At 30.9% G+C, this 11,418-nt stretch carries 14 protein-coding genes and 1 other RNA gene; 5 read left to right on the top strand and 10 right to left on the bottom strand.

The features are described 5' to 3' along the window. Nucleotides 1-323: helix-turn-helix domain-containing protein (locus ACHZC3_RS07335; protein ID WP_394759212.1), on the top strand; the 323-nt coding region annotated here is incomplete at its 5' end. A gap of 3 nt (nt 324-326) precedes the next feature. Next, nucleotides 327-785 (top strand): low molecular weight protein-tyrosine-phosphatase, encoded by a 459-nt coding sequence (locus ACHZC3_RS07330; RefSeq protein WP_394759211.1) that lies wholly within the window; start codon nt 327-329, stop codon nt 783-785. A gap of 196 nt (nt 786-981) precedes the next feature. On the opposite strand, the gene ACHZC3_RS07325 is transcribed toward ACHZC3_RS07330, so the two are convergent. The 5 genes from ACHZC3_RS07325 to ACHZC3_RS07305 all read right to left on the bottom strand — a co-directional run bounded on the left by ACHZC3_RS07325 (nt 982) and on the right by ACHZC3_RS07305 (nt 5,855). After that, nucleotides 982-3,153, bottom strand: a complete 2,172-nt coding sequence (locus tag ACHZC3_RS07325) for a peptidase domain-containing ABC transporter (protein ID WP_394759210.1) — start codon at nt 3,151-3,153, stop codon at nt 982-984. An 83-nt stretch (nt 3,154-3,236) separates the two neighbouring features. Next, entirely contained in the window at nt 3,237-4,370 is a 1,134-nt protein-coding gene (locus ACHZC3_RS07320) for an HlyD family secretion protein (protein ID WP_394759209.1), read from the bottom strand. Between the two features lie 228 nt (nt 4,371-4,598). Continuing rightward, nucleotides 4,599-5,081, bottom strand: coding sequence for a type II CAAX prenyl endopeptidase Rce1 family protein (locus ACHZC3_RS07315; RefSeq protein WP_394759208.1), 483 nt, complete (start codon nt 5,079-5,081; stop codon nt 4,599-4,601). A 408-nt stretch (nt 5,082-5,489) separates the two neighbouring features. Further along, nucleotides 5,490-5,660 (bottom strand): hypothetical protein, encoded by a 171-nt coding sequence (locus ACHZC3_RS07310; protein WP_394759207.1) that lies wholly within the window; start codon nt 5,658-5,660, stop codon nt 5,490-5,492. A 24-nt stretch (nt 5,661-5,684) separates the two neighbouring features. Next, nucleotides 5,685-5,855, bottom strand: a complete 171-nt coding sequence (locus ACHZC3_RS07305) for a class IIb bacteriocin, lactobin A/cerein 7B family (protein ID WP_394759206.1) — start codon at nt 5,853-5,855, stop codon at nt 5,685-5,687. Nucleotides 5,856-6,010: 155 nt separating this feature from the next. Here ACHZC3_RS07305 and ACHZC3_RS07300 point away from each other — a divergent pair, with 155 nt between their 5' ends. From ACHZC3_RS07300 to ACHZC3_RS07290, 3 genes are read left to right on the top strand one after another with little or no spacing between them, the layout of a single operon-like run. Next, the gene (locus ACHZC3_RS07300; RefSeq protein ID WP_394759205.1) at nt 6,011-6,394 is read left to right on the top strand and encodes a helix-turn-helix domain-containing protein; all 384 of its coding nucleotides are present in this window, start codon (nt 6,011-6,013) and stop codon (nt 6,392-6,394) included. Between the two features lie 30 nt (nt 6,395-6,424). Continuing rightward, a complete protein-coding gene (locus ACHZC3_RS07295; RefSeq protein ID WP_394759204.1) occupies nt 6,425-7,018 on the top strand; it encodes a Uma2 family endonuclease in 594 nt (197 codons plus the stop codon). A 5-nt stretch (nt 7,019-7,023) separates the two neighbouring features. After that, a complete protein-coding gene (locus tag ACHZC3_RS07290) occupies nt 7,024-7,740 on the top strand; it encodes an SAM-dependent methyltransferase (protein WP_394759203.1) in 717 nt (238 codons plus the stop codon). Here the strand turns inward: ACHZC3_RS07290 and ACHZC3_RS07285 are convergent. From ACHZC3_RS07285 to ACHZC3_RS07265, 5 genes are all read right to left on the bottom strand, one after another. Beyond that, nucleotides 7,737-8,378, bottom strand: coding sequence for a peptidoglycan-binding protein LysM (locus ACHZC3_RS07285; RefSeq protein ID WP_394759202.1), 642 nt, complete (start codon nt 8,376-8,378; stop codon nt 7,737-7,739). The genes ACHZC3_RS07290 and ACHZC3_RS07285 overlap by 4 nt on opposite strands. Before the next feature lie 511 nt (nt 8,379-8,889). Further along, a complete protein-coding gene (rny, locus tag ACHZC3_RS07280) occupies nt 8,890-10,452 on the bottom strand; it encodes a ribonuclease Y (RefSeq protein ID WP_394759201.1) in 1,563 nt (520 codons plus the stop codon). Between the two features lie 50 nt (nt 10,453-10,502). Further along, a non-coding RNA gene (ssrS, locus tag ACHZC3_RS07275) (6S RNA) lies at nt 10,503-10,609 on the bottom strand. Between the two features lie 52 nt (nt 10,610-10,661). Further along, nucleotides 10,662-10,955 carry a cell division protein ZapA gene (locus tag ACHZC3_RS07270; RefSeq protein WP_394759200.1) on the bottom strand — a complete coding sequence of 98 codons (294 nt, stop codon included), beginning with the start codon at nt 10,953-10,955 and terminating at the stop codon, nt 10,662-10,664. 8 nt (nt 10,956-10,963) lie between these two features. After that, entirely contained in the window at nt 10,964-11,191 is a 228-nt protein-coding gene (locus ACHZC3_RS07265) for a hypothetical protein (RefSeq protein WP_394759199.1), read from the bottom strand. Nucleotides 11,192-11,418 lie beyond the last annotated feature (227 nt).

The following is an 11,418-nucleotide window of genomic DNA, read 5'->3' as shown; positions in this document are numbered from 1 at the left end:
GTGTTGTGGAGAAATTTGTCAAAAATGTCAAACGCGAAATTTCAATCGATTACATTCAAAAAGTAGTTTCTGATTATTTTCAGTTGGATTTAGAAATTTTACAATCTAAAACACGAAAACGTCACGTAGTACAAGCAAGACAGTTGGCTATGTTTTTTGCAAAAAGATACACCAAAGCTTCTTTAGCAAATATTGGTTCTCAAATTGGTGATCGTGATCACGCTACAGTTTTACATGCTTGTAAAACCGTTGACAACTTGGTTTCTACCGACAAACAATTTAAAAAATTTGTTGATGATATCAACAAAAAATTATCGCTATAAGACATGACTACAAAAGTATTGATGGTTTGCTTGGGAAACATTTGTCGTTCTCCACTTGCCGAAGGTATTTTACGATCTAAACTTTCTTCAGACTTTATTGTAGATTCTGCTGGAACTGGACATTGGCATATTGGGAATCCGCCAGATGCAAGGTCTATAGAAATAGCAAAAGAAAAAGGTATTGATATTTCAACCTTAAAAGGGCGTCAATTTTCGAAACAAGATTTTGCAGATTTTGACTATATTTATGTCATGGACAATCAGAATTATAAAGATGTAATTGCACTTGCTTCGCATGAAAATGAAAAAGCAAAAGTGCAACTCATTCTTAATGAATTATTTCCTGATGAAAACGTAGATGTTCCAGATCCTTATTATGGTTTACAAGATGGTTTTGAAAGAGTTTATGATATGCTCGATGAAGCTTGCGATGTAATTAAGGAAAGACTTTTAAAAAAATAATATTTTCAAAAGCAATTCCAGCTGTACATTACAAGCACGCTAACAAAACAACTAATTTTCTAAAGAATTTGAAAGAGCTTCCGTTGGTCGCTTTTTAAATTCTAGAAAATTTTGTCATTTTGTTTATCGTGGCTTTCCATTTCCATCTGGGCTAAAAATCGGAACATCAATAAAGAATTCTTTGCAACGGCTTGTTCTAATTTACCAAACTTTGCTTGCTCCACAAATCAAAATATTTTCCTTTTAAGTTCAATAATTTTTGATGATTTCCTTCTTCTACAATAGTTCCGTTTTCCATTACTAAAATAGTATTTGCATTGGCAATAGTACTTAATCTATGGGCTATAACAATAATAGTTTTGCCTTGTGATTTAAAATTATCAATCACTTCTTTTACAATTCGTTCTGAATTACTATCTAAAGCCGAAGTAGCTTCGTCCATTAATAAAATTTCAGGGTTTTTGTATAACGCTCTTGCAATTGCAATGCGTTGTTTTTGTCCGCCAGAAAGCATAGCGCCATTTTCGCCTATTTGTGTTTCGAAACCATTGGGAAGTTTCTCTACAAATTCAGTTATCCCTATTTGTTTAGACAATTCTAAAATTCTTTGCACGTTGGGAAACGAATCTCCCAAAGCAATATTTTCGATGATGTTTCCAGAAAATAAATTCAACTGCTGCGGAATAACACCGATAGAATTTCTCAAACTTTTGTAGTGAATATAATTTGCATCATAATCGCCAATATAAATTTTTCCTTCTTTTATAGGATATAAATTTTGCAAAAGTGAAATCAAAGTCGTTTTACCACTACCGCTTTCTCCAACAATAGCTGTAGTTTCATTTTTTTTGAAAATAGCATTAAAATTTTTGAATACTTCGGTTCTGGAACCATATCTAAACGTTACATTCTCAAATTTTATATCACCTATTTTTTCTTTTTCTAGTTCTATTTTGTTTTCGGTTTCTTCCCGTTCTAAGTCCATGATTTCAAAAAGTCTATCGGCCGCAATCATTGCATTTTGTGCGGTTTTGTTCATGCCAATCAAGGAAGCAACAGGCGAAGTAAAATAACCAATCAAAGCATAAAACGAAAATAATTCTCCTGGCGTAATTTCTCTATCAATTACATATCCTGACCCAATCCACATTAAAATAACGGTAAAAGTAGAAGCTAAAAACTGTGTCGATGTTCCAGCAAAAACACCATTTAAACCCGATTTATAAGTCGTAAATAATAATTTTACAAATCTATTTTCTGTTTTGAGATTAGAGAAATCTTCAATTCCAAATTCTTTTACGGTTCTAATGTGCGTGACGCTTTCTACGAGTTGCGTTTGCAAATCGGCAGCATTTTCCATGATTTTTCGTTCTACTTTTTTGTTAAATTTATTGAGTAAAAAATAAATAAAAGCATAAAAAGGAATAACGAGCAAGATAACCAAAGCCAATTTCCAATAATACGTAAACATTAATGTAAATGAAAAAATAACAATAAAAACATTGACAATCATTTCTATAGCTACTTCATTTATAAATGACCGTATTTTTACAGCATCACTTATCCGTGAAGTAATCTCGCCAATTTGCATGGTGTCGAAAAAGCGTTGTGGCAAATGAAGTAAATGTTTGTAATAGCCTAGAATTAATTTTGCATCTATCAATTGTCCTGTTTTCATGACAAAAACACTTTTTTTAGAACCAATATAGGCTTGTAATAAAATAATGCCAATCATAGAAACGCTTAACAAATTAAGTAAGTTTCGGTTTCCTTCTACTAAAACATAATCGGTTATTTTCTGAATGTAAATAGACATCGCCAGTCCTAAAACTGTAAAAACGATAGCACCAACCAAAGCTTGAATGAGAATGGTTTTATGTGGTTGCACCAAATGCCAAAAGCGTTTTACAGGAGACGTTTTTTCGTTGTAAATCTTAAAATCATCGTTTGGAGCAAACAAGACTAAAACGCCAGTCCATATTTTTTTAAATTCTTCAAATGTATAGGTTTCCATTTTTCCAAATGCAGGATCCATCACGGTTATTGTAGATTGACTTTCGACTTTTGACTTTTCGACTTTATAAACAACCGCATAATGGTGCAACTGTTCTTTTACCACCACATGAGCAATGGCAGGAAGTGGTATTTTATCTAAAGCATCAAAACCACCTTTTACGCCTTTGGCAGTAAATCCCATTTTTTCTGCGGCTTCTATAATGCCTAAAACATTAGTACCTCGTTTGTCGGTATTAGCATATTGACGTATTCTCGCTATAGGCAAATTAATCTTGTAATGATTTCCAATAGAAGCCAAACAAGCAGCACCGCAATCTTTAATATCATGTTGTTTTATTTTTATTGATGCCATTTATTTTGCTTTATGCTCTAAGCAGTAGGCTTTAAGCTATTTTGAAAATTAACAAATCATTTTACTTTAGTAATTCGTAATTTTTAATTCGTAATTGTTTTTGGATTGAGCCAGTCGTCTACTTTATCAAACAACAAATCAAACAAACTCCGTCTAGTAATTATATAACGAGTTGTTAGCGTCATGCCTTTAGAAACAGTTGTTTTGTAACCCGAGCCAAGTTGCATTGTTTTAGAATTTAAACTACATCGCACTTTAAAAAATGCTTGGTTTTCTTGTAATGTAATATTCTTGTCTATTTCTATAACTTTGCCTTCAAGCAATCCCCATTGGTTATAATTGAAAGCATCTATTTGAAATTTTACAGTTTGATTCTTTCTAATCAAACCAATGTCGTTAGGAGAAACGGTAGTTTCTACAATTAGATTATCTACTGATGAGATATTTGCAATAGGTTGCGAAGCATTTACAAACGAACCTACTTGCAAACCCGTAAAGTTTTCTATGGTGCCAGAAATAGGAGCGAGAACAACATAGTTATTTTCCTCAACCTTTATTTTAGCAATCGTTCCGTTGCCATTTTTGAGTTGGGTTTGTAGTTCTCGCTTTTGGTTTTCCCAAGTGGCTTTTTGCTGGCTGGTATAACTTTTCAAGGCTTGTTTGGCAAATTGCAACTCGTACACAAACTTCTCGTACTCGGCTTTTGCAATTACGTCTTTGTCGAACAAGGTTTTGTTGCGATTGTAATTGGCTTGTGCTTGCGCTACTTTGCTTTGTAGTTCGTTTTTGCGAGATTGGTATTTGTAAAATTCCTCTCTTGCGGTAGAGGTTTGCAAGTTTGTATTGCCGTTTATTAAGTTGGAAACATCAGCAAGTAATAGCGCGACTGACGATTGCAAAGTATCTTGCGTACTTTTTTGAGTAGCCAAGCTTTCTTTAGAAATTTTTATGATGGTATCGCCTTTTTCTACAAAGGCATTGTTTTTTAGTGACAGCCAAGTTATACGACCGCTTACAATGGTAGTTACTGGCACATTATCAGTTTTACTGCGAATCATACCACGACTCTGGCTGCTAATGTCTAGTTTTATAATAGGTAATGAAATTAGAAAAAGGATTATTGACAAAACCACCACCAAGTATATAGAAATACTTTTGGTTTTGTTTTTAGCAATAAGATTTTCGAGATTGTTTACAGGGTCTGAACTGAAGTTCATGAAGTATGTTTTTTTTGCAAAAGAAAGAAATTAAAGAATAATTTACAATAACTTAAACGTAAAATTTATAACTAAATCATCTTATTTAAAATAAATTGTTATGAATAAGATGATAAAAAACATGAAATACTATTTAAAAAAAAGCGAGATATATTTTTTATTTATGTAGATTTATTTTGGATTTGGAGAATTTTAACTAATTAAAACAAATAAAAGTATTTACAGACTTTAAGACTCGTATATTTTGACAATAAACACAAATAAATTTGATAATAAATGAACTAACGTGATGTAAAATATCGCTGACAAATAATTAGTTTTCTCTTTAAAATAATAAAAACTAGTTGCTAAAATATAGCCCGCAACAAGTGCAAATAAAACATAGTAAATACTATAAAAATGGGATAGTCCAAAAAGTACTGATGATATAAAAATTGACAATTGCTTAACATATTTCCCTTTGTAACTTTCATGTGTTTGATAAATAATCAAGAATTGAAAAAGTAATGTTTCAAAAATTGGAGCAAAAACAATTGCAACAAAAAATGCTTCAAGGTTAGAATCAAATTTATTTTCAGACCCAAGCTTGATTCCTGTAAACTTATTTATGAATAAAGTAGAAGCAATATTCCAAAAAATGAAACATACAGACAACAAAAGTACATGTAAAAAAAACTTTTTTTTTATTTGAAAGTATATTTTAGTTCTCATTTGTCATACAGAATTTCATGAAAAGTAAAATAAATATAGAACCAAAAGCAAGTGCGCAAATATCTTTAAAATCATATGTGCCCAAGTGGGGTATAAAAGCGGAAAGGAACTCAATAAAACTTAAAAAAAGAAGATGGAAGATTATATCCTTATATTTTGAGAAGAAAAACTTATTTCGGAATAAAAAAAATAACAAATAAATTGAAGGAATAAAAATAAAGTTATTGCCAACATCTGCAAAGCCAAAATCATTAATATTATTCTTATATATAAAAGGTCTATAATAACTATTTACAATAAAATTGTAAATAAAAAGTATAACTAAAAGAGCGGTTGCTTTTTTTCTAAAAATCATATTTCTATTTGAAAAAAAGAGCTGTAATGAAAATCACAGCTCTTATTCCTATATTAGCGTACACATAAACCAGCATTGTTGCCACCTTCGGTAGCAAAAACCATAAATCCATGTGCTACAACACCACAAGCATAACAAAACATGTCGGAGATTTCACTTCCGCCTTCAATTGTTAATAAATCTTTAGTGCTTAATTCTTCAAATTCAAATTTATTGATTTCCATTTTTTATTTATTTATTTTATTTGTTTATGGATTACTATTATATCCAGCTTGAAAAGCTGCCCATGATGCTGACGGATTTCCGACTATTTCCCAAGCTAAATATGCTCCCAAAATTGGCACCCACCATAGTCCCCCTTCAATCTCATTTACTTCTTGAGCACTCAGCTCAACTAAATTTAAATTTTCTAAATTCATTTTTTTAATTGTTAAAATTAAACATTTTTAGTTTGTAACAAAGTATGTTTCTCGAGAACTTTTTGTTATTGCAAAATTCCTAAAATTTAAAAAATAAGACTATAACTATTGTGTTATATTTATTACCTTTGTAACAAAAATTATAATTTTTAGTTATGGAAATAGTTATCGAGAAAATAAAAAACATTCGCAAAAAGAAAGGCTACTCTCACGAATATATGGCACACCAGCTCAATATGAGTCAGCCTGCATATTCTAAAATAGAAAATAGTGAGACAAAACTATCCGTAGACAGGTTATTTAAAATTTCCGAGATACTAGAAACGCCTATTGAAGGGTTTTTAGATATAAATCCTAATACTATTTATCATCAAAACAATAATGATAACGGAACATTTATTGGTCATCAAGAAGTTGAAAACCTATATCAAGACAACAAAGAAAAGACAGAGAAAATTGCTCAATTATATGAAGCTAGGTTACAAGACAAAAACGACATGATTGTAGAGTTAAAAAAAATAATCGAGAAGTTGGGTTAGTTTTTATAACTTTGTTTAAATTAATTTTTTATGAAAACCTTTGTTGATAATTTTTCCGATTTAGATTTAACCAAAACCTATTCTTATTCAGATTATTTGATGTTTAGGTTTCAAGAACGTGTGGAAATTATTAAAGGATATATCTTAAAAATGAGTCCTGCTCCAAGTTCTAATCATCAAACAGTATCACAAAACTTAAATTTTAAGATATATAGCCATTTCTCAAATCAATCTTGTAGAGTATTTGTAGCTCCTTTTGATGTTCGATTACCTATAAAATCAGCAAAAAAAAATACTACAGTTGTACAACCAGATTTATGTGTTATTTGTGATGAAAGCAAACTTGATGACAAAGGTTGCAATGGCACGCCAGATTTAATCGTAGAAATTTTATCTCCAAAAAACAGCAAACATGATGTGGAAACAAAATTTAATTTATACCAAGAAAGTGGTGTAAAAGAGTATTGGATTGTACAAATAGAACAACGCATTATCCTTGTATATACGCTGAAAAACGAAGAATATATAGGCTCTAAACCTTATGGAGAAGGAGAAATCATTAAAAGTATAATATTTCCAGAAATGAAAATTGCTGTTGATGATGTTTTTATTAAAGTAAATTAAGAAAAATGACATCACTAGGAAAACTATACCTAATTCCAACCACTCTTGGCGAGATGAATGCTGACGATGTTTTACCTCAAACAATTAGAAGAGCTATCGATTTTATAGATTATTATATAGTTGAGAACGAAAAAACTGCTAGAAAATCTATAAAAATTGTTCATGCCGAGAAAAAACAATCGGAACTAAAACTTTTTTTATTAAATAAACATACGGACAGTAAAGAACATCTAGATTTTATAAAACCATTATTAGAAGGTTATAATGTAGGATTAATGAGTGAAGCTGGTTGTCCTGGTGTTGCTGATCCTGGTGCTGTGATTGTTAAAATCGCCCATGAAAAAGGCATACAAGTTGTTCCGTTAGTTGGTCCATCTTCTATTTTGTTAGCTCTTATGGCATCTGGAATGAATGGTCAGAGTTTTACTTTCAATGGTTATTTACCTATCGATAAATCCGAAAAAAAGCAAGCAATAAAAGGTTTAGAGAAATTATCTTTCGATAAGAATCAGTCGCAATTGTTTATAGAGACACCATATCGAAACAACAAATTTTTAGAAGATATTTTGCAAACGTTACAACCCAATACACTTTTGTGCATCGCTTGCGATATTACTTTACCTACAGAATATATAAAAACGATGACGGTAAATTTATGGAAAAAACAAAAGGTCGATTTACACAACCGACCTTGTATTTTTGTTATTCATAAAACATATTAGTAATGTCTGGCTTTTGCCTTTTCGCTTGGTTCAATAACACTCGTGTCGTATCCTGCAAAATCTGCTAAATAATCTCTAACAGATGTGCCATAACCATCTTTACATTTTCTGCGACCATTAGTTTTCAAAAATCTTTTTACAGATCCAGGTCCACCAAGATGAGCGGCTGCTAAAATTCCAGATTCAGTTATTTCAATTCCATTAACTATTTTGCCTGAATACTTAATGATTTCATCACGAAGTTCCCATTTGTTTCTAGATAAATTAGCTAAAAAAGCTTTTTCTTGTAATTTTCGACTTCTTAAGAAAGTTAGTGTATCTCTAATTCCTAATATTCGTAAAGTTTCAGAACCAAACTGGTATTTTCCTAAATATCCTAACGTATTTACTTTTGAATACTTTCCTTGCGATTCGCGAACAGCTAGTGACTGTCTAAATCCTATGAAAGTTTTTCCGGTAAAAGGGATGTCAAAAAAAGTTTGGTCAAGTTCTGTTTCGGTAGGTACGTTATAAAACATTTCTTCTTTTTCAAATACATGAAACCAAGGAAATAATTCAGAATGAAATGGTTTAAAACCAGAACTTAAAATTGTAATTGAGGCAAATATTCCGATGTAAAATATCTGTTTTTTTGTCATAATTTGTTTTTCTTTCTAACTAGGCAAAAGCCATTATTATTAGAAAATTTCTACACGACAAATTTACGACCGATATATAACTTACTGAAATGCAATATGTTAATTTTTTCTAAAAATATGAACAATCAAAGTTAACAACTTCGTTAGATGCTAATTCTACACTTGGTACGGGAATTTTTGTTGTAAGGAAATTGTTTTCAAAAAATGTAATTTTATGTTAAATTTTGTTAAATCTAGGGCTAAGCTAATATGAAATTGTAGGCATCTTTCGTGTTTTAAATTACTATTTACGTCAAAAATATCTTTTTTTTTGTCTAAGTCTCTTTAGTTTTATCCAAGAAAAATATTTTATATATATAAAATTTAAAATGAAATAATGAGTTAGGTACAAACTTAATTATTATATTTTCAATCTAATAAAATCACCAATTGAATTTTATTAAAAAGCTGAAATCGAAAAATAGAGGAAATCCCATTTTTCAATTTCAGCTTTATAAAATTTTATTATTCTTTATTTAGCAATATTTACGGCTCTAGTTTCTCTAATAACTGTAACTTTTACTTGACCAGGATAGGTCATTTCTGTTTGAATTTTTTGTGATATTTCAAATGATAAGTTAGCAGCATTATCGTCACTTACTTTTTCACTTTCTACAATAACACGAAGTTCTCTACCAGCTTGTATAGCATAAGCACTTTTTACACCAGTAAAACCATAAGCAACTTCTTCTAAGTCTTTTAGACGTTGTATATACGAATCTAAAACCTGACGACGAGCGCCTGGTCTTGCGCCAGATATTGCATCACAAACCTGAACAATAGGCGATAGTAATGATTTCATTTCTATCTCATCGTGGTGAGCACCAATGGCGTTGCAAACTTCTTCTTTCTCTCCATATTTCTCAGCCCATTGCATTCCTAAAAGTGCGTGAGGCAAATCACTTTCTGCATCCGGAACTTTCCCAATATCATGTAATAAACCTGCTCTTTTAGCTAGCTTTACATTCAATCCTAGTTCTGCTGCCATGATACCACAAAGTTTCGAAACTTCGCGTGAGTGTTGCAATAAGTTTTGTCCGTATGAAGAACGATATTTCATACGTCCTACTACTTTTATTAGTTCTGGGTGCAAACCGTGAATTCCTAAATCGATTACAGTACGTTTTCCAACTTCGATGATTTCGTCGTCTATTTGTTTTGTAGTTTTTGCCACAACTTCTTCAATACGAGCTGGGTGAATACGGCCGTCAGTTACTAATTTGTGTAATGCTAAACGGGCAATTTCTCTACGAACAGGGTCAAAACAAGAAAGAATAATTGCTTCTGGTGTATCATCTACAATAATTTCGACACCAGTTGCTGCTTCAATAGCACGAATGTTACGACCTTCACGACCAATAATTCTACCTTTTACATCGTCAGATTCAATGTTGAAAACAGACACACAGTTTTCTACGGCTTCTTCAGTTCCTACACGTTGTATAGTGCTGATGATTATTTTTTTCGCTTCTTGTTGTGCGGTAAGTTTAGCTTCTTCAATTGTTTCTTGAATATGAGCCATGGCTTGCGTTTTAGCTTCGCCTTTCAATCCTTCAATTAATTGATTTTTTGCGTCTTCAGTAGATAAGCCAGAAATAACTTCTAGTTGTTGCAACTGGCTTTTGTGCATTTTTTCTACTTCAACTTGCTTTTTTTCTAAGGTTTCAAGTTTAGCAGAATACTCATTAGTTTTTGCTTCAAAATCGTCATTTATTTTCTTTGCTTTCGATAATTCTCCAGAAATTTGAGATTCTTTATCACGAACTCTTTTTTCTACTTCGGCAACCTTACGATCACGAGTTAAAATTACTTGTTCGTGTTCAGATTTTAGTTCGATAAATTTTTCTTTTGCTTGAAGAATTTTATCTTTCTTTATGTTTTCTCCTTCAAGATTTGCGTCTTTTAAGATAGAAGAAGCTTCTTTTTTAGCATTTTTCACTAAATTAGAAACATTACTTTTTTCTAAAAATTTTGAAATTCCGAATCCACCGCCTATTCCAGCAATTGCTGATATTATTATTGTTAAAATGTCCATATTTGTTTTAAGTTTATATATAAAAAAAACCTACATTAGGAGAATTGTATAAACTCGGATTGACAAGTTTTGAGCTAACTCGTTGTTCAAGCTTCCAAACTAAATTGGCTTGCTATAGTAACGATGATTTGCTCATTTTAATTTGTTAGTGTTGAGTTTATCAAATAAGTACTAATGTAGGTAGTATTTTAGTGTATGTAAAGAACGTATTATTTATCTAGATATTCGCCTAATAATTCATTTAATTTTTCAAGTCTTATATGAGTTGTTTCCTCAATTGTAGACTTGTCAATTTGTTTTTGTTCTACTTGAGATGCAAATTGCAAAGCGCACATGGCTAATACATCTTGTTTGTCTCGAACAGCATAATTTTGCTCAAACTGTTTAATCATTGCATCAATCTTTTTAGAAGCACTACGAAGTCCCTCTTCTTGACTTGGATCTACCGTTAACGGATATACCCTATCTGCAATTGATATTTTAATTTTTAGTTTTTCACTCATTATATTTCTTAATCAGAAAGTTGGGTTATACAATAATCTATTTCTCTAATTAATGAATTTATTTTAAGCTTTGTATCTCGTTTATATTCGTCACTACCAAGTAATGAATTTGTAATTTTTATCGAGTCGAAATTAGATTTTATTTCTTTAATTTCCTGATTTTGGTTTAGAATAATCTTCTCTGATTCTTCTAGTTTCTTCATCAAATCTTGATTTGATTGTTGTATACTTTCCATTTTTTTGAAAAGCTTTTGAAATCTAATCTCAAGCGAATCAACAATCTCTCCAATCTCACTCATTGCAATAAAAATTCATTACATAACTCTACAAAGTTAATATTCCTATTGAATTATTGCAATAACTTTAATAAAAAAATAATATTTTTATTAATTAATAGATGCAAATATCTAAAAACCTTACTGTTAGCAATGTCTTTCGAATGTAATTTTTCTGAAACTATTTC

This window comes from Flavobacterium sp., from assembly GCF_043720215.1.
Taxonomy (GTDB): domain Bacteria; phylum Bacteroidota; class Bacteroidia; order Flavobacteriales; family Flavobacteriaceae; genus Flavobacterium.
Note: the sequence above shows the minus strand (reverse complement) of the source record. Positions and strands in the feature narration are given on the sequence as shown.

Bases quoted from the DNA above. Each gene is read 5' to 3' on its own strand.
- ACHZC3_RS07330 (WP_394759211.1), top strand. From the start codon at position 327: ATGACTACAAAAGTATTGATGGTTTGCTTGGGAAACATTTGTCGTTCT.
- ACHZC3_RS07325 (WP_394759210.1), bottom strand. From the start codon at position 3,153: ATGGCATCAATAAAAATAAAACAACATGATATTAAAGATTGCGGTGCT.
- ACHZC3_RS07320 (WP_394759209.1), bottom strand. From the start codon at position 4,370: ATGAACTTCAGTTCAGACCCTGTAAACAATCTCGAAAATCTTATTGCT.
- ACHZC3_RS07315 (WP_394759208.1), bottom strand. From the start codon at position 5,081: ATGAGAACTAAAATATACTTTCAAATAAAAAAAAAGTTTTTTTTACAT.
- ACHZC3_RS07310 (WP_394759207.1), bottom strand. From the start codon at position 5,660: ATGGAAATCAATAAATTTGAATTTGAAGAATTAAGCACTAAAGATTTA.
- ACHZC3_RS07305 (WP_394759206.1), bottom strand. From the start codon at position 5,855: ATGAATTTAGAAAATTTAAATTTAGTTGAGCTGAGTGCTCAAGAAGTA.
- ACHZC3_RS07300 (WP_394759205.1), top strand. From the start codon at position 6,011: ATGGAAATAGTTATCGAGAAAATAAAAAACATTCGCAAAAAGAAAGGC.
- ACHZC3_RS07295 (WP_394759204.1), top strand. From the start codon at position 6,425: ATGAAAACCTTTGTTGATAATTTTTCCGATTTAGATTTAACCAAAACC.
- ACHZC3_RS07290 (WP_394759203.1), top strand. From the start codon at position 7,024: ATGACATCACTAGGAAAACTATACCTAATTCCAACCACTCTTGGCGAG.
- ACHZC3_RS07285 (WP_394759202.1), bottom strand. From the start codon at position 8,378: ATGACAAAAAAACAGATATTTTACATCGGAATATTTGCCTCAATTACA.
- rny (WP_394759201.1), bottom strand. From the start codon at position 10,452: ATGGACATTTTAACAATAATAATATCAGCAATTGCTGGAATAGGCGGT.
- ACHZC3_RS07270 (WP_394759200.1), bottom strand. From the start codon at position 10,955: ATGAGTGAAAAACTAAAAATTAAAATATCAATTGCAGATAGGGTATAT.
- ACHZC3_RS07265 (WP_394759199.1), bottom strand. From the start codon at position 11,191: ATGGAAAGTATACAACAATCAAATCAAGATTTGATGAAGAAACTAGAA.